This window comes from Acinetobacter sp. Ag2 (assembly GCF_001005515.1).
GTDB lineage: Bacteria > Pseudomonadota > Gammaproteobacteria > Pseudomonadales > Moraxellaceae > Acinetobacter > Acinetobacter bereziniae.
On record NZ_LBNA01000044.1, the window covers coordinates 21,186 to 46,478 of the forward strand.

The window sequence follows — 25,293 nt, forward strand, 5'->3', positions numbered from 1 at the left end:
TTTTAACAAATGTTGCAATCAAACGATCAGAAAACCCGATAATAGGTAAAACAGATTAGGCTTATCTGTTAAATAAGCCCGCTTACTGGCTGAAATGGGTTCAAACAGAACTAATCAACACATTCCGCTGTAATTCTGCCTGCATTACACATTTCCCATAACTGCTGGTGTGCATAACGGTTACCTTGTGCTTCAGAACGCTTCAACCATTGCACTGCCAACGTTACGTTTGCAGCAACACCCTTACCTTCCAGATACATCTGCCCAACACTGTTTTGAGCATCCTCATCGCCCTGCTCAGCAGATTTCAACATCCATTGAAATGCTTGCTTTTCATTTTTTGTTATTCCATCCCCATATAGATTCATGAGGGCAAGATTACGTTGTGCATTGGCATCGCCTTGTTCAGCAGATTTCTGATACCATTTTGCAGCCAAGGCTTTATTTTGCGATATGCCCTCACCTGTATAGTAAGCAAGCCCTAAATTATTCTGTCCTGCTGGATCATCCTGTTCTGCTGATTTTTTATACCACTCTACAGCTTTGGAAGGATCTTGCTTGACCGTAAAACCATATTTAAAGAAATCACCAACAACTGAAAATGCTAGCCAAAACCCTCCTTGAGCCGACTTTAGCATCAATGCTGCCCCGTTTTTTTGGGATGCCTCATCTTCGCGATGTAATAAAAAGTCAGCATATTGATACATTGCTTCTGGATCCCCCTGTTCTGATCGTTTGATCATTTCTTCAAATGTTCTTTCAGGTAAGGCTTGTGCCAAAGGGTTAAAACATAAAATTGAAAATAATAGGATATAAGTTTTTTTATTCATTGAATATTCGCCGTTGATATATAGATTTCTTATAACATAAAAAAACCAACCGTCTTATAACGGTTGGTTTTTTATCTTTGGTACATGACTCGATTAGCTGAGTTTTAATTTCCCAAAATCAAGCTCACCATTTTCAGCACTGATCAAGATGGTATCACCCGCTGTAAATACACCTGACAAGATTTTTTGCGCCAATGGGTTCTCAACCTGCTGTTGGATTGCACGTTTGAGTGGACGCGCACCATATACAGGATCAAAACCAGCATCGATCAGAATGTCAAACGCTTGATCATCAACATTTAAACGAATATCACGTTCAGCTAAACGTGCGCGTAAACGATCTAATTGAATATCCGCAATGCCTCGAATCTGCGATTTTTTCAATGAGTGGAACACCACCAATTCATCTATACGGTTGATGAATTCTGGACGGAAATGCTGAGAAACGGCATTCATCACTGTTGCTCGAACATCTTCATCGCTTGCACCTTCACCCAACTCACGAACATCACTTGAACCTAAGTTAGACGTCATCACGATAACCGTATTCTTAAAGTCGATCACACGACCTTGAGAATCTGTCAAACGCCCATCATCAAGCACCTGCAATAAGATGTTAAATACATCTGGATGTGCTTTTTCCACCTCATCAAACAACACCACGCTATATGGCTTACGACGTACAGCTTCAGTCAATACACCGCCTTCTTCGTATCCGACATAGCCTGGAGGCGCACCAACTAAACGACTGACCGAATGCTTTTCCATAAATTCTGACATGTCAATTCGAATGATCGCATCATCACTGTCAAATAAAAAGTTGCCTAAAGCTTTGGTAAGCTCGGTTTTACCCACACCTGTCGGTCCAAGGAACAAGAATGACCCACTTGGGCGATTCGGATCGGAAAGACCGGCACGTGAACGGCGCACCGCATTTGCGACTGCCACAACAGCCTCATCCTGACCAACGACACGGTTATGCAAGAAGTCTTCCATATGAAGCAGTTTCTCACGTTCACCTTGTAGCATTTTGGACACTGGTATACCTGTTGCAGCACTGACAACTTCTGCAATTTCGTTTTCAGTCACTTTGGTACGAATCAGTTTTGGCTCTTCATTCACTTCCGCAACTTCTTCTTCATTCAAGCGTTTTTGCAACTCTGGAATCACACCATATTGCAAACGGCTTGCTTCAGCCAAGTCACCTTCACGTTGCGCTTTTTCAAACGCTGTGCGAGCTTTATCAAGTTCAATTTGCGCCTGATTAGTGCCGTCAACCAAACGTTTTTCTGCAATCCAAACTTCTTCCAAATCACTGTATTCTTTCTGAACTTCAGCAATTTGTTTTTCCAAATGCTCAACTTCAGCCTTACTGACTGAATCCGCATCCTTCTTAACCGCTTCCAATTGCATCTTCAACTGGATTAAACGACGGTCTAAACGATCTAGTGCTTCTGGCTTAGAGTCAATTTCCATTTTAATACGCGATGCCGCTTCATCAATCAAATCAATCGCTTTGTCTGGCAATTGACGATCTGTAATATAGCGATGCGACATTTTCGCTGCAGCAATAATCGCGGAGTCAAGAATTTGCACTCCATGATGGGTCGCATATTTATCTTTTAAACCACGTAAGATTGCGATGGTATCTTCCACACTTGGTTCATCTACCAATACTTTTTGGAAACGACGTTCAAGCGCAGCATCTTTTTCAATAAATTGACGGTACTCATCCAAAGTCGTTGCACCTACGCAACGTAACTCACCACGTGCTAACGCAGGTTTTAGCATATTCCCAGCGTCCATTGCGCCATCACCTTTACCCGCACCCACGAGCGTATGTAGTTCATCGATAAACAGGATGATTTCACCATCAAATTTCGCGAGATCTTTTAAAACAGCTTTTAAACGCTCTTCAAACTCACCACGATATTTCGCACCAGCCAATAATGAACCCAGGTCTAAGGACAAGACACGTTTGCCTTTTAAACCTTCTGGTACTTCACCATTGATAATACGTTGCGCCAAACCTTCGACAATCGCAGTTTTACCGACACCCGGCTCACCAATAAGCACTGGATTATTTTTGGTACGACGTGACAATACTTGAATGGTACGACGAATTTCCTCATCACGACCAATCACAGGGTCAAGTTTTCCTTCTGCAGCACGAGCAGTTAGATCAATTGTATATTTATTGAGTGAATCTCGTTGATCCTCATGGTTATTTGCCATCACTTGTTCACCCCCTCGAATATTTTCAATCGCTTTGCGTAGTTTTTCAGTGGTCACACCTACGCCAGTTAATAATGTTTTGGTTGCACCTGTTTCAGCCAATGCCAAGATGACCCAATCTGTAGATAAGAACTCATCACCTGCTTTTTGGGCAAAGCTGTCTGCTAAATTCAATGCTCGAACAGCCTCAGGATTGAGGTTGATATCTCCAGTTGGTGTTCCAATTTTTGGCGCATCCGCCAACGCTTTCTGCAACTTTGCTTTTAACTCAGGGATATTTGCACCCGCCTGTTGTAACAGACTCAGGTTTGAAGGTTCATCCAATAACACTGAAAGAATGTGAATACCTTCAATGGCGGTATTGTCATTACCCATTGCCTGAGATTGTGCATCTGATAAAGCTTGCTGTAAGCGGTTCGTAAATTTTTCAAATCGCATTCTTGTTATTCCTCACAACAAATTTGTACTTGAATAATAGATGGGAACAGTTTTATAGATTTCAACTAAATTTAAAAAATAATTTATATGTTTTTCAAAAACTTACTAAAATATTCAGGATATATTTCAGTATTAATATTTGTGCTAAATTTATCTTTTTCAAGTCAATTTAAGCAAAAATATTGCGTATGACCTTTAAGCGTTTGTATTTTCAACGATATGCTTTAGAGTAAGCACTATTAAGATTTTTTAGAACAATAACAATGTTGAATTTCAGTAAATTATTGTCGGTACTATTCACTATAAGCATGTTAAATGCTTGTGGCTATCAATCGCCGAACAGCGATAAATTTCCACATAAACATATTCAAGAATTAACACCTGAAACATCAGATCTAGAATTTAAATGGTTTGAATCGCCTGCTGACACAATCTTAAAAGTTTTGAATGAAAATTTTATTGTGTATGATTGTTCGATATTTGAAAGAGTCAATCAACCCAAACGGGATTTAAAAATTTGTAGTTATGATTTACGTACCCATCAACAGCTTCCGGCATATTTTGTCTCGTCTTCACCCCGGCAGTTGATCCAACAAATTGAATATTTAGGTCAAAATCAATTTTTAGTGACTATAAGAATTTTTCAAGCCGATTATCAGTCGTCCACTCAAGCTTATCTTTTCAATGCGCAGACCCAAACTTTTACTCAACTAAGTACCTTTTCTTATGATCAATTTGCTTATGCACTATTGGAGCAAATGGTACAGGAAAAAACTTATCAAAAAAAAGTTTCAGAACATGACATCATGGTTTATTTCGACCCTCAATATGTCTCAGAAAAAGAAGCCGAGAAAGTCAAACAAGAGCAAAAACAGCAGGAACAATCTTTTATTCAAAATATAATAGATATTTTTAGAACTCAGCCTGAACAACCACAACGTAACTTTTCACCCAATAATTATCGAGTTCAACCTGCAGAACCATTTAATTTAGCGATGATTGCAAAGTTAAAACAATACTTACAACAGCAGCAAGCCGAGTGTTATCAAGTGATTGATGAAGAAACACAACTCATAAAAACCTCAAAAAACTATATTTTTAGTCAAGATTTTTCCAGATTTCTTCCAAAATTAGAACATTCGATTGAGTTACCTGAATGTAAGAAAGCCCCTAAACCAATAATTTCAAACGATAAATACCTAAAATATCAAAGTATTGATGATGTCCAAGGCTCAGGAAATCACTATATTTTTTGGTTTACACCGATTGGCTATGATGTATTTGAAATTCAGCAACATGGCAAAACAATACAGTTTAAACTGCCGCTTGAAGCAGCACAGATTTATCGCGTTAGCAATGATCTCATCGTGATCAATGCTCAAACTTATTACATTATTCCTTTGTCTTAGCAAATATAGTCAATCTGCTTAAAAAGCCCATACAGTAAAAATATAATTTCTTGTGATCAATAAAATCAATGCTTCTCTTTGCTTATCCATTCTTTCTTGAATAGCATTCTTGTGCTGCAAACAAGCAGTGCTTTGTTTTTGCTCATATACACTCGCTCAACATGGCAACATCCATGTCGCCTCACAATAGAAAGAAAATCGGCGATTCAAAAATGCAAAAAAGTCATTCTCCAAGAGCTTGTAATAACTAATAATTTGTATAAAAGCATCAAGCTTTTTGAATAGGAATGATTTAAATCGAATCACTTGTATCGATAATCAGCGTTGAACTATAGAATCTCAATCAAGATCATCATAAATACGATGAGATTGGCTATACTTCTGTCTTGGTTGCCGAACTCTGCGAAACCGCACTATTTGCAGCAACACTTTGAGTAATCCACACGTTACCACCAATCACGGCGCCTTGACCGATCGTGATACGTCCAAGAATGGTCGCACCTGCATAAATCACCACATTGTCTTCAACAATTGGATGACGGGCATATTCTTTCTGCAAACGTCCACTATCATCGACTTCAAAACGCTTAGCACCCAAAGTGACTGCTTGATAAATTCGGACATTTTTTCCAATAATACACGTTTCTCCAATCACCACACCTGTACCATGATCGATGAAGAAACCTTGTTCAATTTGTGCGCCTGGATGAATGTCGATTCCTGTTTTTGAATGCGCAATTTCAGCAATTAAACGTGCCAATAGAGATAAATCTTTTTTATAAAATTCGTGGGCAACACGATGATAAATGATTGCCAAAATTCCCGGATAACATAGCAACACCTCATCCACACTACGTGCCGCAGGATCACCATCATAAGCAGCTATCACATCTGTATCCAAAATACGGCGTATATCAGGCAGTTTTTGCGCAAATTCACTGACAATACTTTGCGCCAACACGTCAATGACATCTGCATTTTCATTATGTTTTTTATATTTATAATCATAGGTTAAATTGAGTTTGACTTGCTCAAGTAAGGAATGCAAAGTTTTTTCAAGTGTATGTGCAATATAAAAATTTTCACTTTGTTGTCGTAAATCATGTGGTCCCAAACGCATAGGGAATAAAATGCCACATAGGTCATTCATAATCTTCTTAATTTCGTCTTTTGACGGTAATTCCCTCCCTCCAAAGTCTTTGAGACTTTTACGTTGGGTGCGCCATTCATTCCGAGCTTCTTGTAACTCATCCACAATATTTTGGATATTCCATTGGGTCATATGTTTACCTACCTAAAAGACGTTCCATGATCTAAAAAACCTCACATGAAATTTTATTATTCATCTAAATACTATTTTATTCACAATATGGTAGATAAACATAATTCATATAAGCATATCTGTAAAAAATAATTCAATCTTTATTTCAAAATAAGAATAAGCAATCCATTTTTTATTAATTTATAGAATATACAAAATGTTTATAGTTGTTATCAATACATCTGATACATCAAAGCTTAAATACAAATTTAAGTCAGAAGAAAGGCAATTGAAATGACCAGTTTAAACCAACAACATTTTAACGAATTAACTCAAGCACAAATTGAAAAGATTTTTGAACAAGCGCAACAACGTGTTGAAGACCATTATTTAGAGTTTACAGGTACGATTTTACCGCACGAAGCTTGGGCATTGTATCAAGCTGGTCATGTCGAAATTGTCGATGTTCGCACCAATGAAGAACGAAAATTTGTCGGTTTTGTTGAAGGTACCATTCACATCCCCTGGGCTACTGGAACTGCATTAAACCGTAATCCGCGTTTTGCCAAAGAACTCGAAAGCAAAGTGGGCAAAGATAAAATCATTCTTTTACTGTGCCGAAGTGGTAAACGTTCCGCAGCGGCAGCCAATGTCGCTTTCAATGCTGGTTTTGAAAATATTTATAACATTGAACAAGGCTTTGAAGGTGACTTGGATGAAAACAATCATCGCGGGGTATTCAACGGTTGGCGCTTTCATGGATTGCCTTGGCGCCAAGAATAGCTTTCGAAGTTATTCCTTATACATATTTTAAAAAATTCAAAATATGAAGCATTCATAACAGCACTCTGATTTTACTGGAGATGATAACAATAGACACCTTAAACAAATTGTAATCAACCATCAATTCATATCACCAAGGATTAAAACATGGCTAAGAACCAAGAAGTCACACGCCAAGCACTCAATGATCAGGCTGCTCGCCAACTGGCAAATGCAACCAAAACCGTTCCTCAACTTTCAACAATTACGCCACGATGGCTAACGCATTTATTACAATGGACACCTGTAGAAGCTGGTATTTACCGAGTCAACAAAGTCAGCAATACAGATGATATTCAAGTTGCCTGCACCCAACGTGATGAAGCGACACTTCCACAAACCTTTGTGGATTATGAGCTTAATCCTCGTGAATATTTTTTAAATGGGGTTTCAACCGTACTCGATATTCATACCCGTGTTTCAGACTTATACAGTAGCCCTCACGATCAAATTAAAGAACAATTACGCCTGACTATAGAAACGATTAAAGAGCGCCAAGAAAGTGAGTTGATCAATAACCCTGAATACGGGCTATTAGCGAGTGTTGCAGATGAACAACGCCTTTCAACCTTGACAGGCGCCCCAACACCCGATGATTTGGATGACCTATTACGCAAGGTTTGGAAAGAACCAGGTTTTTTCTTGGCGCATCCTGATGCAATTGCTGCATTTGGTCGTGAATGTACTCGCCGTGGCGTACCACCACCGACTGTCAGCTTGTTTGGTTCTCAATTTATTACATGGCGTGGTATTCCGTTAATTCCTTCCAATAAAATCCCAGTGGAAGACGGCAAAACCAAAATCATCCTGTTACGTGTCGGAGAAAAACGTCAAGGTGTCGTCGGACTATTCCAACCTGGTCTTGCGGGTGAACAAGCACCAGGACTTTCAGTCCGCTTTATGGGCATCAATCGCAATGCCATTGCTTCATATTTAATTTCGTTATATTGCTCACTTGCTGTGCTTACAGATGATGCGCTTGCTGTACTTGAAGATGTGGAGGTAGATAAATACCATGACTATCCAACAACCTACAAATAATTCATCTGCTGCAACACAAGATGCACCAATCCATGAATCTGTGATTACCCAGTTGGCAAATGAATTGTTTGCGGCATTACCACAGCAAAAAAAACAAGCTTTGAATTTTGAGCTGCCTGATCAAGTGCTCGGGCAGAGCCATACACCACAGCCAAAAGATCCAATAGCAGCTTTATCAGGTCGTATCCCTGCTATTGTGCAACAAGCTCATTTAAACCCGAAATCTACGCAACATTATGTAGAACCTACGACAGATCATCCTGAACGTCGCATTCTATCTTCGGCGCCAATTATTGGAGGAGCGAATACGCCAGACCCATTCACGGTCACACCTGATTGGAATTTAGCCTTAAATTCAACGTCTGCACTCCCCTCTACTCCGCCAGCAACATCCGCAACACCATCACAATCCGCTTTTTATTTTTTGGATTTCGCTCAAAATGAAAGTGTTGATGCTGAAAATCTACAACACAACATCAGCCAAACAAAAGGAGTTAAAAATCCCTATGCCTTTGATGATTATCATGTGACAAATGACCATCATCTAAAAAGCACGATAGAAGATCGTAATGACAAACCTGCGACGTCTGAATCAGGCTATTACTTTCTTCAATCACCCACAATTGAATCTGTTCGTCCACATTCAGATAAGCAAATACCCACTCAGAGTCAAAATTATCAGCCATTGGATATTCTGCAAATTCGAAAAGACTTTCCAATTTTGCAAGAGCGTGTCAATGGTCAGCCTTTGATCTGGTTGGATAATGCAGCAACCACCCATAAACCACAGGCAGTTATTGATCGAATTTCTTATTTTTACCAGCATGAAAATTCGAATATTCACCGTGCTGCACACGAACTCGCAGCACGTGCCAGTGATGCCTATGAACATGCACGTGATGTGGTTGCTCGCTTTATCGGTGCAGCTTCTGCTAAAAATATTGTTTTTGTCCGAGGCACAACCGAAGGCATTAATTTAATTGCAAAATCATGGGGAAAACAAAATATTCAAGCGGGAGATGAAATCATTGTCTCGCATTTGGAACATCATGCCAATATTGTCCCCTGGTACCAACTGACTCAAGAAAGTGGTGCTAAGCTGCGGGTAATCCCTGTCGATGATACGGGTCAGATTCAGATTGATGAATTTATCAAACTCCTCAATCCAAAGACTAAGCTTGTTTCAATCACTCAAGTATCCAATGCACTTGGTACGGTGACGCCAACTCAAGAAATTATCGCTTTAGCACATGCTGCTGGTGTACGGGTCTTAATTGATGGCGCGCAATCGGTTTCTCATGTTCCAACCAATGTGAGTAGCTTAGACGCTGACTTCTTTGTATTCTCTGGGCACAAAGTTTTTGGACCTACAGGGATCGGCGCTGTTTATGCCAAATCAGAATTACTCGACAGCATGCCCGTTTGGGAAGGTGGCGGCAATATGATTCAGGATGTCACCTTTGAACATGTGATCTATCAGCCTGCTCCAAATAAATTCGAAGCTGGTACTGGAAACATCGCTGATGCTGTTGGCTTGGGCGCTGCTTTGGAATATATAGAAAGAATCGGCATCCACAACATCGCACGCTATGAGCATGATTTACTGGAGTACGGTCAACATGCACTTCAAAGTGTTTCTGGTTTACGTTTAATTGGTACAGCCTTAAATAAAGCCAGTGTGATGTCTTTTACCCTTGCAGGTTATGAAACTGAAGAGGTAGGGAAAGTTTTAAATCAGCATGGAGTTGCTGTACGAACGGGACATCATTGCGCACAACCAATTTTACGCCGTTTTGGTGTCGAACGGACTGTACGCCCTTCACTTGCGTTCTATAACACCACTGAAGAAATAGATGTATTGGTTTCAGTATTGCACCAATTAAGACGAGCTAAACCTTATCGGTCTGCATTTGCAAATCAATGAATATCCAAGCAGTTCTTTTAGGGTCAGTGGACATTTCATAAATGGCTTGCGTTGTAGGTTAAAATTGAGCAGGTATGAGGAGTATACTCCGCAAGGAAATGAAGAGAATAGCGAGACTATTTTTAAGTTTCATAACGTAGCCTGAGATAATTTTAACCACAACCCTGAGCAAGAACAAAGCACTGCTTTGTTTGCAGCGCAAGGCGCAGCGCGGACTAGCGTGTTTTTTGTCGCTTCGTCGTTCCCTTGCGAAACAGTGTTTCTCATCATTTAGAGTGACTAAATTTCGTATTTCGCGCCTAGAATCGCCTAAAAAACACACCTAGTCGCAAACATAGAAGAATTGTCCACAGACCCTAATAAATCACATGCTAGATCATTAGCATGTGATCGTAAAAATATACCAAATTCATCCTCCCTCCAATCCAACCTATAAACTGTACTCGAAAGCGCTTGATCAATTTAAAAGTTGGTCGGTTTAAATGCTCACAAGTACAAATGCTAAGCGTTTAAACGATCAACAGGAGTGCTGATAATTTAACAATCATGGGCTTGAGCTTGCTAGGACAATCTCAGATACTGTCTAAAAATTAAATCTTGTATCAGCATTATGTTTTCAATCAAAAAAATCCTCATTTTAAGCAGCCTAATGATCACAACTCAAAGCTTTGCGCTACCTCAAGACTCACGTCGAGCAGGCGGTATTGCGGTGATTACTGTGCCAAAAACAGTGTTGAATGTGAGTTATCAAGGCAAGCCCGTACTGGTTGTTGATGGGACCAATTCGGTGAATCATATTGTGTTTGGTATTCCACTTTCTGCTCAGGTTGGCAACTTAGAACTGCAAAGCACAAATGGTCCAATCAATATTGAGGTGCAACCCTATAAGTATGCTGAGCAACGGCTAAATGTAAAAAATCAGGATTACGTTAATCCAAATCAACAACAGCTTGATCGATATAGCCAAGAAGCCAAAGAGCAAAATGACGTCTATAGCACATTTAGCCCAGCCCAATGGAAAGATTTCCCAAATTTCATCCGACCAACTGCAGGTAAATTTAGCAATTCATTCGGTCGCAAACGTTTTTTCAATGGCGAAGAACGCGCACCCCATTCTGGATTAGATATACCTGCTCCAATTGGACAAAAAGTTATTGCACCCGCGGCAGGAAAAGTGGTTGCAACGGGCAACTATTTCTTTAATGGTAATACTGTCATGATTGATCATGGACAAGGTTTAATTAGTATGTTCTGTCACCTAAGTAAAATAAATGTTGAGAAAGGACAAATATTACAACAAGGTGATTTGCTTGGTTTGGTGGGTAAAACAGGACGAGTAACAGGACCACATTTACATTGGGGAATGAGTCTCAACAATGCACGTGTTGATCCACAGCTTTTTCTAACCCACTAATTTGCTCAAATAGATCGCGAAATTAAGCCATTTCCTCACTAAAAATAGCTTTTTTGGAGAAAATACACATTTTGTAATAATTTATTTTATTTAATTTTGACTCCACTAGTCACGTTTTATAAATACTAAAAAATAAAAAAAAGCCAATAAAACTATTGGCTTTTTTTAGATTTATTTTGCTATTCAGCAGCGATAATTTCATAATCGTGGGTGATTTCAACACCGCCATCAGACAACATTTTACTCGCCGAACAATATTTTTCAGCTGATAATTCAACAGCTTTGGCAACTTGCTTATCTTTTACATCATGCCCTGTCACGACAAAATGTAGATGTATTTTAGTAAATACTGCTGGAATGGTGTCTGCACGTTCAGCCTTGAGCTGACAAACAACATCCGTTACATTTTGTCTCGATTTCTTTAAAATGGTCACAATATCAAATGAAGCACACCCACCAAGTCCCATTAATATCAATTCCATAGGACGTGGTCCACGGTTTTCACCACCGTATTCAGCAGAACCATCCATAATAATTTGGTGACCACTTTCTGAATTTGCTTGAAAAGCAACATTCTCTAACCAATGAACGCTAGTTTGCATTGCAACTACCTAAAAAAAGCTATAAATTTACAGGGTACCTGTACACTAGCATAAAATGAGTTGATAAGGAATTTCATCTCTACTGCTTCTACGTGACGAGTTCAATTTAGATCAAAAGATCTAGTTATTATCCAATTCGGAATTTTTAAGCATGTCTTCTAATTTTGCACAACTTAGTACAGATGCTTTGTCACCTGGTCAATTACCTGAGTCAGTCAAAGCTTTGCTCAAGAGAGCCCACATCAATCGTTTTCCTAAACGCTCAACAATCATTGATGCAGGTTCAGAGTCAAAATCACTGTATTTAATTTTAAAAGGTTCAGTTTCAATTATTTTACGCGAAGATGATGAGCGTGAAATCGTTGTTGCCTATTTGAACCCTGGGGATTTTTTCGGAGAAATGGGTTTATTTGAGCAAAACCCACAACGTACAGCCGAAGTCAGAACTCGTGACGTATGTGAAATCGCAGAGATTTCATATGACAATTTCCACGAAATCAGTAAACAATACCCTGACTTAAGTTATGCAGTATTTGCACAACTTGTTCGTCGCTTAAAGAATACAACACGTAAAGTAACTGACCTTGCATTTATTGATGTCTCTGGTCGTATTGCACGTTGCTTGATTGATCTTTCTGCGCAACCTGAAGCGATGATTTTACCAAATGGTCGTCAGATTCGTATTACTCGTCAAGAAATTGGTCGCATCGTAGGTTGCTCACGTGAAATGGTAGGGCGTGTATTAAAAACGCTTGAAGAGCAAGGTATGATCGAGACTGATGGTAAAGCAATTTTAATTTTTGATGCGTCTTTAGAAGAGTCTAAATTCTCTGAAGATGAATATAACAATGATGATGAATAAAATTTAAAAGTTGATTTGAGAAGTAAACATCACCAATTTTTTGGCTTTGATAAATATCAAAATTCTCAAAATAACACCATCTTTATATTGTTTAAAAGCAAACTTTCGAGTTTGCTTTTTAAGTCTAAACTCTACAGTTTTTGTCCATATCCCCTTTGTGCTGTTTAAATAGTGAATTGGATAAAGATAAATACTTTCTTATACATTTTTTAGATAAATTCATCTTCTTTTGGTCATTAGAAAAATAATTTCAACAGCTTATCAAATTTTATTTACGTTATTATTCACATTAGATATTGAACTCTCATTAAAGGATCTGACATGAAATCAAATCGCTTAGGTCATTCTGATTTGGTGGTACCTGAAATTTGTTTAGGAACCATGACTTTTGGTGAACAAAATACTCAGAATGAAGCATTTGAACAACTCGCCTATGCACTTGATCAAAATATTCATTTTTGGGACACAGCCGAAATGTATCCTGTTCCACCCAAACCTGAAACTCAAGGTTCAACAGAAACCATTATAGGCAATTGGATTGCTCAAAATGGTCAACGCGACAAACTCATCATTGCTACAAAAATCGCTGGACCACAGCAAGGCGGTAGTCAAATCCGTGATGGGCATACAAAATTTATTGCTTCAGAAATTAGTTCAGCAATTGATGGTTCATTAAAACGCTTACAAACCGATTATATTGACCTCTACCAACTACATTGGCCACAGCGACCTGCAAACTTCTTCGGTACCTTAGGCTATGGCAACCAGCAAGCGGCATTGACTCAAAACATTACCCCACTTGCAGAAACATTAGAAGCGCTTTCAAATGAAGTTAAAAAAGGACGTATTGGCCATATTGGCTTGTCCAATGAAACGCCATGGGGCACCTTAAAATTTTTACATCTCGCAGAGCAATTGGGGTTAGAAAAAATTGTCAGTGTACAAAACCCATATAGCTTGTTAAATCGCACCTATGAAGTCGGTATGTCTGAAATTGCACAGTTTGAAAGTGTTGGTTTACTTGCTTATTCACCACTTGCATTTGGCTACCTGACAGGAAAATATCGTCATGGTGCACGACCTGCAGATGGTCGTATTAGTTTATTTTCGCGTTTTAGCCGTTATACCAACCCTCAAAGTGATTGGGCAACAGAACAATATGCGCGACTTGCTGAAAAACACGGTTTAAGTCTAACCCAATTGGCATTGGCATTTATTAAACAGCAATTCTTTGTGAGCAGCACCATTATTGGTGCAACACAACTTTCACAGCTCAAAGAAAATATTCATGCTTTCGAGCTTCATCTGTCTGAAGAAATCTTAACGGAAATCGAAGATATCCATAAACAACAACCTAATCCAGCACCTTAGTTTGGTTCAGGCTTTAATGTAGATAGCCACTCCATTCGCGTTACTGATTCAGAAACTAAAAAAGGATGCCTAGGCATCCTTTTCACTTATATACTGTTGTAGTCCCTAACGCTTATTTTCCACCGCGTGCGTTGTATACTGCCATCGCAGCTGCAAGATTCTTTTTCATCGCATTGATACGGTTTGCATCAGATGGGTGTGTGGAAAGCAAAGCAGAACCTTGAGCACCACCTTGTTTGGCCATTTTTTCCCATAAAGTAATTGCTGCTTGAGGGTTATAGCCTGCCTTTGCCATCATCATTAAACCGCCTTCATCCGCACGGCTTTCCAAGCTACGTGAATAAGGTAAACCTACACCCACTTGACTGCCCAAATCAATTGCAGCATTGCCTAGTTCACCAATTTGGCTACCTGCATAAGATTTACCAATATTTACGGCAAGATTGGTTAAGGCTTGCGCTCCTAACTTCTGTTTTGAATGCTCTTCTAAAGCATGGGTCATTTCATGTCCCATAACAGCAGCCACTTCAGCCTCAGATAAATTGAGTCGGTTAACAATGCCCGTATAGAAAACAACTTTTCCACCTGGTGCAACATAAGCATTGATCTGATCTGACTTAAGCACAGCCAACTGCCAATCAAATCGTTGTCCTGTTTGGTTCATTTGATCTGCATAAGGTTTTAAGCGAATAAATGCCGCATTTACCTTTTTATATGTTGCAGAAGTTGTGTCTAAAGTTTTATTTGCACGTGCTTCTTGCACAGTTTTGTTAAAACCCAGCGTCGCATTTGAATTCAATGTTGCAGAGTCTGCACCTGCCATATCCGCAATGGTTGTACATCCAGAAATTGAAATCGCAGTCGCAGCGCAAAGACTAAGTATTAATTTATTGTTCATTATAATCAACTCCATAGAGAACAAATAAAAACGTTGTGAATTATATGCAAATGTTACATAAGGATAAATCAATAATTTTCATTAAATCATATTAATTATGTAAGTAAAAAACCTACAAAAACTGTACCATCAACCAGTACACCAAACACAGCACATTCAAAGCCAAATAGATATTTTTTAAAGGAATAATTTTCTGTTCCAACTGCTGATTATTTCGTTTAAAAAATAGAAATGCATTTTGAATCAGAACAATAGGAACCAGTATACAAGCAATCATTACACTCAGCCCAAGCAAAGCTTGAGAAACAATAGCTGGATCAGTGGTTTGAGCCTGAATAATGAGCATAGCGATTGTTGGTGCACCGCCCATTGCAAAAATCAGAGAATAAAACATCGTTGAGGATATATTCTTTTGCATGGTTCAAACTCAATATGTATCAAAAGGTATATTCTAACAAGCTGAATATAAAAACCTAACTTAAATCATTTTCGACTTTAGTCTTTTACTTCCAAGAAAAAGCCTGAATAACTTCAGGCTTAGATCTCTTCTACATTTCAATTATTTTTTGATTGCAGCTTTATAAACTTGCTTGGCTTCAACCATACTCTTATTTAAATCTGAAATACGGTCATTATTCGATGGATGCGTAGAGGTAAACTTTTGAACACCATTGGTACTACCACCATCAATTTTGTTCATTTTTTGCCATACTGTGATTGCGGCTTCTGGGTTATATCCAGCTTTAGCCATAAGCATCAAACCACCACGATCCGCAGAAGACTCTAAACTACGTGAGTAAGGTAGACCAACGCCATATTTACTACCAATATCCAGCGCTTTCGTACCCATTGAGCCTAACTTATCACCTGCATAAGTTTTACCCATCTTCACAGCAAAATCAGTGATTGCAGTAGCCCCTGCATCGCGTTTAGAGTGTTCTTCTAAAGCATGCGTCATCTCATGACCCATGATTGCAGCGATTTCAGCATCTGTTAATTTAAGCTGATTGACGATACCTGTGAAGAACACCACTTTTCCGCCTGGCATGACAAATGCATTGAGTTCATCAGATCTCAACACACTTAACTGCCAGTCAAACTGCTGCCCTGTTTTATTTGCTTGATCCGCAAAAGGCTTCATTTTTACAAAAACAGCATTCACACGTTTATAAGTAGAAGATGTCGTATCCAGTGCTTTTTGTGCCTTTGCATCTTCAACCAATAACTTATAATCTGCTGCCGCATTGAGGTTTAATGTTGCAGAGTCATTACCCGTTAACTCAGCAACCGTGGTGCAACCAGACAAACCAACCACTAACCCTAATCCAAGTAATACATTCTTGTTAATCATTATTTTCACCAAAGCTCATTAGTCTTTATGTAAACTCCAACACGGAGTTCAACGTTTAGCGCCCAAATTATGTTGTATTTTGTAAAAAAAATCAAAGTAAATCACATTTTATTTAAACCTTATAAAATAGCTTTATAAAAAAAGCTCCCGAGGGAGCTTTTAAAATATCTATATATTAAGCATCAAATGGGTGACGCATCACAATCGTTTCATCACGATCTGGACCAGTAGAAATGATGTCAATCGGACATTCAATCAACTGCTCAATACGCTTCACATAATTAATTGCATTTTGTGGCAATTGATCTAGTGATTTCGCACCGAAAGTCGATTCAGACCAACCTGGCATGGTTTCATAGATTGGTTTTAATGTTTCAAATGCAAGCGCATCTGTAGAACCAACACAACCTGAATCCGCAGCTTCATAGCCTACACAGATTTTCACTTCTTCTAAGCCATCTAAAACATCAAGCTTAGTTAAGCAAATACCAGATAATGAGTTTACATCAACTGAGCGGCGTAAAATTTCTGCATCAAACCAACCACAACGACGTTGACGACCAGTAGAAGCACCAAACTCAGAACCTACAGTACCTAAGTGTTTACCAATCGCATCACCAACATCATTGGCAGCATCATAAACAAGTTCGGTAGGGAACGGACCCGCACCTACACGAGTTGTATATGCTTTGGTAATCCCGAGAACATAATCAAGGTGTAATGGACCTAGACCTGAACCTGAGCTCACACCACCTGCAGTTGTATTTGAAGAAGTTACATATGGATATGTACCGTGGTCAACATCCAATAATGAACCTTGAGCACCTTCAAACATAATATTTGCACCATCTTTACGATAGTCATGCAAAGTCGTGATCACGTCCAATACTAATGGTTTAATCACTTCACGCCATTGGTCGCAAAGAGCAAGTACATCTTCTACTTTAACTGCTTCAACACCAAAGAATTGGGTTAACTGGAAGTTATGGTACTCAAGAAGTTCTTCAAGCTGCGCTTTAAGATGATCACCACCACGTACCAAATCCGCAACACGGATTGCACGACGAGCGACCTTATCTTCATACGCTGGACCAATACCACGACCAGTTGTACCAATCTTAGCATTTCCACGTTTTTTCTCACGTGCTTGATCAAGTGCAATATGGTGCGGAAGGATCAATGGGCAGTTTGGAGAAATACGTAGACGTTCACGAACAGGTACGCCCTCTTTCTCTAAAATATCCATCTCTTTGATCAAAGCTTCAGGTGAAAGCACAACACCATTGCCAATTAAGCAAAGTACGTTTTCACGTAAAATACCTGATGGAATGAGGTGAAGAACTGTTTTCTTACCACCAACGACGAGTGTATGACCCGCGTTATGCCCGCCTTGATAACGTACTACCGCAGCTGCTTGATCTGTGAGCAGGTCAACGATTTTACCTTTACCTTCGTCGCCCCATTGGGTACCGAGTACCACAACACTTTTGCCCATAATAGCCTCATTACATCATGCTGTTAAAATAGAAAACCAAATAAAGTGACATGAACACTCAATTCGATCATTAAATTGTTTCGACTTTCCACTCACCTGCAACATTCACCAATTGGTGTGTTGCATTAGGAACTGAGTTTAAATCGTCATTACCCAATAGTTGAATTACACTTAAACCTTGTTTACGAGTCATCTCAATCGCATCAAGCAAATCAGGAGCTGTTCCCTTCGGTGCAACCACTTTTTCAATCTGTTGATGTTGCCCCGCACTTAAAACATATAAGTCACAAGAGAAACCTGTTGCTGGACGCGCTCGTCCAAAATGCTCACCAATACCATCATAACGACCACCTTGTGCCAATGGTGCTGCACGGTTTGGTGCATATACGGCATACATTAAGCCAGTGTGATAATGGTATGAACGAAGTTCTACCACATCAATCCCGATGTTGAGATTTGGCCAACGTGCTTGAATTTCGGTATATGTTGTTTTAAGTACATCAAAAGCATGTTTGAATGCTTCATCCGCAAAAATTTCTGTACTAATATGCGCTTGCAAAGCATCTAAGTCACTTGCATAACGACCTAAAGCATAAAAGTCAGCGCCATATTTTAATTCTTGCGTAAACTCCGCAAGTTCAGGTAGTGCTTTACGTTGATATAAGTCTGACAACTGACGTTCTGTTGACTTATTTAAACCTGCAAGCTTGACCAAACTTCTAAATAGCCCAACATGCCCTAAATCAAGATGGATACCATCCACCATACCCGCTGTTTTAATCAGATTAAGCATGACGTCGATCATTTCAACATCAGCATCAATGCTATCTGAACCAAATAATTCCGCACCAAGCTGTAAAGGTGCTCTCGTGGTATTAAAACCTTGTGGTTTAGTATGAAGTACTGTTCCTGCATAGCAGTAACGCGCCACACCTTGTACTTGATGTACATGGGCATCGATACGAGCCACTTGTGGTGTCATATCGGCACGCACACCAAGCAAACGACCAGAAAGTTGGTCGATGACTTTAAAAGTGGCTAGGTCTAAATCTTGATTCGATTCGGAAAGAGAAGAAAGTGATTCGATGTATTCGATGAATGGCGTATACACCAGCTGATAACCTCGGGATGCGAGGAAATCTAAAGCTTTACGGCGCAATTGTTCAATTACTTGCGCTTGCTCTGGTAATACATCAGCTACACCATCAGGTAATAACCATGTCTCTGAAATGGGCATGTTGTAAACCTAAATCCTGTCAGCGCGGAAGTAATCCGCATAAAAAAATCGGGAACACACCCGATTTCTCTTATTTTAGCACGATCATCCGCACCATGCATTAATAAAATAACTTTTGATTAATAAATTGCTGACAGGTATACAACTTACACCAAAGTTAGAAACTGCAGCTTAAACTAAACACAATAGTTTGTATTTATTTAAATTTTCATTTTAAAGCAGATTGCTTTTTGCACTATTCAAAATATAATTCATTTGCATAGAAAAGCATCACCAACATCAACATCACTTAAATATTAAAATCGGGGAACGCATGGAACTTCATAGCAACATTTATTACAAACACCCAAATCCAAACCTTATGCTAAAACTGGATGAATTATTTAAAGCACATCAAGGGGATCAGGATAAATTTATGACTTCTGCGGTTGAGATCAACCCAGAGATGGGACATGAACTGGCTGAAGACCTTTTAAATACTGTGGACAATGTTGAGTTTGACTTAGGTCCTGAGTCAATAAGTAGGATAGATGGTTATTCAATTGCCCATTTTGTACATGGTTCTTCAGGTGACGAATTTGTTGAAGCAATTGTGCTTTTCTTAAAATCTCTACTTGATGAGATTGATGTACGTGCGTGGGGATGCGGTGATGATGACCCGTGGGAATTTTGGTTTAAATTTGATGGTGATGAATTAATCAGAGAAGATGATGAACCATACAATGATCCAGAAGATGATGAAGAAATTAAATCCTCAATCTATACATGGTGGCATGCAGGATTGCCTGGAAAAATTAAAGAAGGTTTTCTAAATCAAGAATAGAAGCTATTTTGATTTAAAATGGGAAATGCAAAAGCGCTATCCTTTTGCACTTCCTTTTATTTTGGTTATTTTAAATAATCATCGATACTGATGACTTGTGAAAACATCTGAAATGCAGATAAACATGCCGTTTGCACATCTTCAGCTTGTACTGTTTTACCAGCATAACTGAGTTGGCGTGTCGCTGTTGCTTCTGCAATGATTACAGGTTGATAACCCAATTCCGCTGCTACGCGAGATGTCGCATCGACACACATATGCGTCATCATTCCGCTAATAACCAAACGCTCTACTTTAAGCTGATCAAGCACTTGCTTTAAGTTCGTTTGAAAGAAACTGTTGGGATAGTGCTTTTCAATGATGATCGGGTCTTGATTGATCTGCAAGCCAGCATGCAATTCAGCTCCCCCTGTTCCCTCTTCAAAAAAAGTTGCTTGCGCTTGTTTAGCAATATGTTGAATATAAATAATTGGTTGAGCGTTTTTGATAAAATCAGCTTCCAATCGATTGATATGCTTTAAAGCTTGTTCTGCACCAAACAACGCCATCTTGCCTTGTGGAAAATAATCATTTTGAACATCAATAATCAATAAAGCAGTACGGCTCATTTTCATTCTCACTGTTCTGTTGAAGTTTTTATAAGATTAAGCAAAATATCTAGCAGTTTGCAGACTCTCGTGAAAGAATAAATGTCTGACTACTTTCAAACTGAAAAAAGTTTAATTGCCCATGTTGCCAAATGACCCAATCGATCTAAAAATTTTAAAGATCCTGAAAACTGACTCTAGACTCAGTAATAAAGACATTGGACAATTGGTTCACCGTACAGGGCAAGCCGTTGGTAGTCGTATCGCCCGAATGCAAGACGAAGGTACAATTCAAAAATACACCATTGCTTTAAATCATCCAACGACTCAGTTTATCCGAGTAATGATGCAAAATAATGATTTTAAAAAGTTTGAAGCATTTGTGATGCAGTTTGAAGCGATCGAAAGTTGTTATAAAGTCTGCGGTTCTGCTTGCTATATGTTAGTGGCTCACTTTGACATTCAAGCAATCAATCACTTTATCGAACAACTGTCCGAATGGGGACAATATTCGGTTGATAGTGTGGTAAAAACAATAGAACCTTAACAGAATTAACAATGATCGTTTTATACACTAAAAAAACCTAGTATATATTTGTTAATTCTACACATCTAGAATTTACTTAAAGCGTATCTTTTAAAAATAGATCTAAAATTTGGCTTAGTTGCCCCTCTAACATAAACTTACCTAAATGTATTTCTGCAAACGGCTCTGCATATTCAATTAGTTTTGTTTTTTCTTGCGACACAATGCATTCTGCAACCAATTTTGCTTTTCGAATATGTGTTTTATCTAAGGGTAACAAGTCAGTAGTATTCATCCCCAATGGAGTTGCATTAATCAAAATATCAATACATGTTAAATTAACTACATCCAACGTAATATTTGCATTTGGAAATAGCTTTAATAATTTAGCTCTTAAATATTGTGCTTTTTCTTCTGTCCGATTTAATATAACAAGTTTCTGGCATTGCTCTTGAAGCAACTGATATGCGATAGAAGATGCTGCTCCACCAGCTCCAACTAAAACGCAAACTTTATTTTTTACAACATAACCTTGTTTAAACAAGCCATTAACAAATCCTAATCCATCAAAATTATAGCCATGTAATATATTTGAATCTCTTTTTAAAATCACATTACATGCTTGAAGAAAACCAACATTTTCTTCAAAACTATTTAGTAAAGATACTATCGAGTTTTTAAAAGGCATTGTAATCACTGCACCAATAAAATTTTCAATACATTTCAAACCATCGATTGTCCTTTTTAAATTCTCCTTACTCACATGAAATCCTACAACCACATATTCTCCCAACAAACCGCGTTCATATAGCAGTTGGTTTAACATTTCTGGAGTTTTTGCCTTTACTATAGGGTCTCCAATTAAGGCTATTATTTTTGTTGAGCCATTTATTTTCATTGAGCTATATCTCTTAGTCTACAGGTTATAATAACTCGTACTAATCCAATGGCAAAGTCGTGGTTAGTTTGATTTTTTGCAAAGGGATTTCAGTTTTTACATTCTGAATTCCTGATATTTTATTAAGATGATTGATTTGAAACTTTCGATAAGCTTCTAAATCAGAAACAACGATACGTAAGAAAAAATCACAATCGCCTGCCATCAATTGGCACTCTACGATCTGAGGAATATTCATAATCGAATCGATAAAACGGTTTACGGTTTGCTCATCCTGACTTTTCAACCAAATTCGAGCAAACACCGTCAAACCGAGATTGACTTTTTGCGGGTTTACCAAAGCCACATATCGGTCAATGATCCCTTCATCTTCAAGTTGTTTGACTCGTCTTAAACATGGGGAAGCGGATAATCCGATCTGCTCGGCTAACTCATTATTCTGCAACTTACCGTTTTGCTGTAAAGCGCGCAAAATACGACGATCTGTTTGGTCTAATTTCATAAAACCAGTCTTAGTATATAAATTTAAAAAATAACATATTTCAGCAATATTATTGCAAAATAAATTTTACAAGCAGAAAATTTAGAGAAAAATAGCCTATCAAGTGGCATAAAATAAACAAACACCGTATTTTCGACTTTGAGCTTCTCATGTTAAGTTTTAAAAACGCCGTAGCAGAACTGAATGATTCTATTGATTTCAGAGAATTTTTACGCGGTCTTAAAACATCCATTCCGATGTTATTAGGGATTATCCCTTTTGCCTTGGTACTGGGAACTCAAGCTGCTCAAAAAGGTTTCTCTGCTTTAGAAGTCCCTCTACTTACAGGACTTAATTTTGCGGGTGGTTCAGAATTTGCCATTATTGAAGTATGGACCCAACCACCACAACTTCTTTTTCTGATCTTAATCACGTTTTTGGTGAATAGTCGCCATATTTTAATGGGGGCTAGTTTAGCACCTTATATTCGACACTTGCCCAACCGTAAAGCTTTGCCTTTGTTATTTTTTATGTGTGATGAAAGTTGGGCTTTAAGCATTACCGATGCCCACAAACAAAATCCACGAAATCCCTATGCAGGCTTTAGTGTGTTCTTTTATATCGGACTCTGCTTTGCACTTTATGTTATGTGGGTTAGCTTTACCACGCTTGGCGTTGGTATTGGCTCTTTTCTTGGAGATGTTACCAAATTTGGTTTTGACATGGCTTTTCCGGCTGTATGCTTAGTGCTTTTACGTGGAATGTGGAAAGGCTTTAAACCCGCATTACCTTGGTTGGTTAGCCTCATCGCTGCCGCTTTGGCTTATTACTTTTTACCCAAAGGATGGTACGTTTTGGTGGGTTCTATTTCAGGAATTATTGCCGCCTTCTTGTTTATTGGAGATGAAGAATGATTCATATGACCACCTTTATCGCGATTCTATGCGTTGGATTGACAACATATTCAACCAGAGTTTTAGGCTATTTGTTGTTAAAAAATCGACAGCTCAGTAAAAGAACCACACGGATTTTGCAAGTCATTCCAGGTTGCGTACTTGTTTCTGTCATCGCACCATATTTTGTTTCTGATCATCCAGCAAATTTAGTTGCAATTGCCGTGACCATACTGGCTGCTTGTTATTTGTCTTTACTTCCTACTGTAATGATCAGTATTGTCGCCACAGCGATGTTGAGATACTTAATCGCATAAAGTATCTCACTGTTTGAGAGCATGATTTTCCCATCCATCTTTACTTTCTTGAGCAAATTAAGGCTGTTTACTTTGTTGAAGTATTTTAATCAATTCAGCATTTTGAAACTCAACTTGAGTCAAGCGATTTGAGGTATTGTCCAAGACCTCTTGTTGTACATGCATCTTTTTTGCTAAATCCTGCATAATTTGTAATGTTTGTTTAAGATGATTCTCCTGTGATTGAATCAAATGTTCTTGGTGATTGGTTCGCTCAATTAAAGTGATATTTTGCTTATTCAACTTCCCCATTTGCCAAACCATAAAAATAATTGCCAAATAGACAATCACCAAAGTGATATACATAAAAAACATCATCATTCCCCAATTATAAGATGTGATCTATCATTATTTTATCTTTATTTCAGCACGTTAAAAGTGATGAATTCTCATCGTGTTGCATGCATTGTTATCACACACGCATCAGTGAATGTTCAATAGAATGATTCACACAGATCAAGCAAGCGATTCGCATAGCCCCATTCATTATCATACCAAGCAAAAACCTTAGCCTGCTGTCCTACAACAAGTGTTTGGGTGAGATCAACAATCAATGAATAAGGTGAATGATTAAAATCACTAGAAACCAATAGTTCATCTGTCACGGACATAATTTCCGCATAATCATATTTTGCAGCTTGAACCAAAGTTTGATTAATCAAATGAGTCGTCATCGCTGACTTTGCAACAAAGCTTAAATCAATTGCAGCCACATTAATGGTCGGTACCCGAATTGAAAAACCATCAATTCGATTTTCCATTTTTGGCATGACTTGCTTCAATGCACCCAGCGCTGAAGATGTGGTTGGAATAATGTTTTGACCTGAAGCTCTTGCACGACGCAAATCACGATGAGCATGATCCAATACCGATTGATCCGCTGTAACCGCGTGAATTTCTGTCATCAAGGCACTTTCTATACCAAAAGCATCATCAATAATTTTGACCAATGGCACCAACGCCTGTGTGGTACAAGACACACTGGAAATGATTTGGTCAGAGGCTTTGACTTCATGGTGATTAACACCATATACGATTGCAGCATCAACAGTATCAAATGGTGCAGCACCAACAATGACACGCTTAGCCCCAGCAATTAAATGCTGTGTTGCAGCCGCTCTAGAACGAAATAGACCCGTACACTCTAAAACAACATTAATATCTAATTCTTTCCAAGGCAGCAGTGCTGGATTTTCTTGTCTTAAAATCAGAACTTTAAGTTTTATCTGACGAGCATCAATAGACATATAAAGCTGTCCATTTTCTTCAACAATATTGACTGCACCATCGAAACGTCCGTGAGTGGTGTCATATTTAAATAAATGAACCAATGTTTCAACGTCCGCGATATCATTGATGGCAACAATTTCAAAATGAAAGTTCTTCGGATTTTCAAACCAAGCTCTTAATACATTTCGCCCAATCCGCCCGAATCCGTTTATTGCCACACGTTGCATCAGATGTCCTTTTACAGCCAAACTACCATAATCAGTTATATGGTATAAGATTTATGGTCACTACTGTTAATATATAGCTGAC

The 25,293-nt window shown here is 38.6% G+C and carries 25 protein-coding genes; 11 read left to right on the plus strand and 14 right to left on the minus strand.

What is annotated here, in order from left to right; translation table 11 throughout:
• Positions 1 to 110: 110 nt before the first annotated feature.
• Both AAV97_RS21385 and clpB read right to left on the minus strand, forming a co-directional pair.
• Positions 111 to 830 (minus strand): tetratricopeptide repeat protein, encoded by a 720-nt coding sequence (locus AAV97_RS21385; protein ID WP_081409728.1) that lies wholly within the window; start codon positions 828 to 830, stop codon positions 111 to 113.
• A gap of 93 nt (positions 831 to 923) precedes the next feature.
• Entirely contained in the window at positions 924 to 3,503 is a 2,580-nt protein-coding gene (gene clpB / locus AAV97_RS07830) for an ATP-dependent chaperone ClpB (RefSeq protein ID WP_046760266.1), read from the minus strand.
• 308 nt (positions 3,504 to 3,811) lie between these two features.
• On the opposite strand from clpB, the gene AAV97_RS07835 reads away from it, so the two are divergent.
• Entirely contained in the window at positions 3,812 to 4,912 is a 1,101-nt protein-coding gene (locus tag AAV97_RS07835; protein WP_228136524.1) for a hypothetical protein, read from the plus strand.
• Positions 4,913 to 5,285: 373 nt separating this feature from the next.
• Here AAV97_RS07835 and epsC read toward each other — a convergent pair whose 3' ends face one another.
• Entirely contained in the window at positions 5,286 to 6,194 is a 909-nt protein-coding gene (epsC, locus tag AAV97_RS07840; protein ID WP_004831151.1) for a serine O-acetyltransferase EpsC, read from the minus strand.
• A 273-nt stretch (positions 6,195 to 6,467) separates the two neighbouring features.
• On the opposite strand from epsC, the gene AAV97_RS07845 reads away from it, so the two are divergent.
• The 4 genes from AAV97_RS07845 (at position 6,468) to AAV97_RS07860 (ending at position 11,374) form a co-directional block, all read left to right on the plus strand.
• Positions 6,468 to 6,956: a rhodanese-like domain-containing protein gene (locus AAV97_RS07845; RefSeq protein ID WP_004831152.1), complete on the plus strand. Its 489-nt coding sequence runs from the start codon at positions 6,468 to 6,470 to the stop codon at positions 6,954 to 6,956.
• A gap of 147 nt (positions 6,957 to 7,103) precedes the next feature.
• Complete coding sequence (locus AAV97_RS07850) at positions 7,104 to 8,036, plus strand: family 2A encapsulin nanocompartment shell protein (RefSeq protein WP_046760268.1); 933 nt, start codon at positions 7,104 to 7,106, stop codon at positions 8,034 to 8,036.
• The gene (locus AAV97_RS07855; RefSeq protein ID WP_046760269.1) at positions 8,011 to 9,960 is read left to right on the plus strand and encodes a family 2A encapsulin nanocompartment cargo protein cysteine desulfurase; all 1,950 of its coding nucleotides are present in this window, start codon (positions 8,011 to 8,013) and stop codon (positions 9,958 to 9,960) included. Before AAV97_RS07850 ends, AAV97_RS07855 begins: the two co-directional genes overlap by 26 nt.
• 649 nt (positions 9,961 to 10,609) lie before the next feature.
• Positions 10,610 to 11,374 carry a peptidoglycan DD-metalloendopeptidase family protein gene (locus tag AAV97_RS07860; protein WP_009583913.1) on the plus strand — a complete coding sequence of 255 codons (765 nt, stop codon included), beginning with the start codon at positions 10,610 to 10,612 and terminating at the stop codon, positions 11,372 to 11,374.
• A 179-nt stretch (positions 11,375 to 11,553) separates the two neighbouring features.
• On the opposite strand, the gene AAV97_RS07865 is transcribed toward AAV97_RS07860, so the two are convergent.
• On the minus strand, positions 11,554 to 11,976 hold the full coding sequence (locus AAV97_RS07865; RefSeq protein WP_004831156.1) for an OsmC family protein: 423 nt from the start codon (positions 11,974 to 11,976) through the stop codon (positions 11,554 to 11,556).
• 151 nt (positions 11,977 to 12,127) lie between these two features.
• Between AAV97_RS07865 and crp the strand changes: the two genes are divergently transcribed.
• Both crp and AAV97_RS07875 read left to right on the plus strand, forming a co-directional pair.
• Positions 12,128 to 12,838 (plus strand): cAMP-activated global transcriptional regulator CRP, encoded by a 711-nt coding sequence (gene crp / locus AAV97_RS07870; protein WP_004831157.1) that lies wholly within the window; start codon positions 12,128 to 12,130, stop codon positions 12,836 to 12,838.
• Positions 12,839 to 13,159: 321 nt separating this feature from the next.
• Complete coding sequence (locus AAV97_RS07875) at positions 13,160 to 14,209, plus strand: NADP(H)-dependent aldo-keto reductase (RefSeq protein ID WP_046760270.1); 1,050 nt, start codon at positions 13,160 to 13,162, stop codon at positions 14,207 to 14,209.
• A 112-nt stretch (positions 14,210 to 14,321) separates the two neighbouring features.
• On the opposite strand, the gene AAV97_RS07880 is transcribed toward AAV97_RS07875, so the two are convergent.
• From AAV97_RS07880 to AAV97_RS07900, 5 genes are all read right to left on the minus strand, one after another.
• Entirely contained in the window at positions 14,322 to 15,107 is a 786-nt protein-coding gene (locus AAV97_RS07880) for a M48 family metallopeptidase (RefSeq protein ID WP_004831159.1), read from the minus strand.
• 112 nt (positions 15,108 to 15,219) lie between these two features.
• Positions 15,220 to 15,525, minus strand: coding sequence for a phosphoethanolamine transferase domain-containing protein (locus AAV97_RS07885; RefSeq protein ID WP_004831161.1), 306 nt, complete (start codon positions 15,523 to 15,525; stop codon positions 15,220 to 15,222).
• Between the two features lie 141 nt (positions 15,526 to 15,666).
• A complete protein-coding gene (locus tag AAV97_RS07890) occupies positions 15,667 to 16,458 on the minus strand; it encodes a M48 family metallopeptidase (protein WP_009583959.1) in 792 nt (263 codons plus the stop codon).
• A gap of 175 nt (positions 16,459 to 16,633) precedes the next feature.
• The gene (locus AAV97_RS07895; RefSeq protein WP_004831163.1) at positions 16,634 to 17,953 is read right to left on the minus strand and encodes an adenylosuccinate synthase; all 1,320 of its coding nucleotides are present in this window, start codon (positions 17,951 to 17,953) and stop codon (positions 16,634 to 16,636) included.
• 70 nt (positions 17,954 to 18,023) lie between these two features.
• Positions 18,024 to 19,190, minus strand: a complete 1,167-nt coding sequence (locus AAV97_RS07900) for an ATP phosphoribosyltransferase regulatory subunit (RefSeq protein WP_046760271.1) — start codon at positions 19,188 to 19,190, stop codon at positions 18,024 to 18,026.
• A gap of 313 nt (positions 19,191 to 19,503) precedes the next feature.
• Between AAV97_RS07900 and AAV97_RS07905 the strand changes: the two genes are divergently transcribed.
• On the plus strand, positions 19,504 to 20,013 hold the full coding sequence (locus AAV97_RS07905; protein ID WP_046760272.1) for a hypothetical protein: 510 nt from the start codon (positions 19,504 to 19,506) through the stop codon (positions 20,011 to 20,013).
• Positions 20,014 to 20,078: 65 nt separating this feature from the next.
• Here the strand turns inward: AAV97_RS07905 and AAV97_RS07910 are convergent, their stop codons facing one another.
• On the minus strand, positions 20,079 to 20,621 hold the full coding sequence (locus AAV97_RS07910) for a cysteine hydrolase family protein (RefSeq protein WP_046760273.1): 543 nt from the start codon (positions 20,619 to 20,621) through the stop codon (positions 20,079 to 20,081).
• 121 nt (positions 20,622 to 20,742) lie between these two features.
• Here AAV97_RS07910 and AAV97_RS07915 point away from each other — a divergent pair, with 121 nt between their 5' ends.
• Entirely contained in the window at positions 20,743 to 21,147 is a 405-nt protein-coding gene (locus tag AAV97_RS07915; protein ID WP_046760274.1) for an Lrp/AsnC family transcriptional regulator, read from the plus strand.
• Between the two features lie 76 nt (positions 21,148 to 21,223).
• Here the strand turns inward: AAV97_RS07915 and AAV97_RS07920 are convergent, their stop codons facing one another.
• The gene (locus tag AAV97_RS07920) at positions 21,224 to 22,024 is read right to left on the minus strand and encodes a shikimate dehydrogenase family protein (RefSeq protein WP_046760275.1); all 801 of its coding nucleotides are present in this window, start codon (positions 22,022 to 22,024) and stop codon (positions 21,224 to 21,226) included.
• 40 nt (positions 22,025 to 22,064) lie between these two features.
• The gene (locus AAV97_RS07925; RefSeq protein ID WP_046760276.1) at positions 22,065 to 22,526 is read right to left on the minus strand and encodes an Lrp/AsnC family transcriptional regulator; all 462 of its coding nucleotides are present in this window, start codon (positions 22,524 to 22,526) and stop codon (positions 22,065 to 22,067) included.
• Positions 22,527 to 22,675: 149 nt separating this feature from the next.
• On the opposite strand from AAV97_RS07925, the gene AAV97_RS07930 reads away from it, so the two are divergent.
• Positions 22,676 to 23,419, plus strand: a complete 744-nt coding sequence (locus tag AAV97_RS07930) for an AzlC family ABC transporter permease (RefSeq protein ID WP_046760277.1) — start codon at positions 22,676 to 22,678, stop codon at positions 23,417 to 23,419.
• Positions 23,416 to 23,715 (plus strand): AzlD family protein, encoded by a 300-nt coding sequence (locus tag AAV97_RS07935; RefSeq protein WP_004831172.1) that lies wholly within the window; start codon positions 23,416 to 23,418, stop codon positions 23,713 to 23,715. The genes AAV97_RS07930 and AAV97_RS07935 overlap by 4 nt, the downstream gene beginning before the upstream one ends.
• Before the next feature lie 57 nt (positions 23,716 to 23,772).
• Here AAV97_RS07935 and AAV97_RS07940 read toward each other — a convergent pair whose 3' ends face one another.
• Positions 23,773 to 24,069, minus strand: coding sequence for a hypothetical protein (locus tag AAV97_RS07940; protein WP_004831174.1), 297 nt, complete (start codon positions 24,067 to 24,069; stop codon positions 23,773 to 23,775).
• 119 nt (positions 24,070 to 24,188) lie between these two features.
• Complete coding sequence (locus AAV97_RS07945; RefSeq protein WP_005029503.1) at positions 24,189 to 25,211, minus strand: type I glyceraldehyde-3-phosphate dehydrogenase; 1,023 nt, start codon at positions 25,209 to 25,211, stop codon at positions 24,189 to 24,191.
• Positions 25,212 to 25,293: the final 82 nt, after the last annotated feature.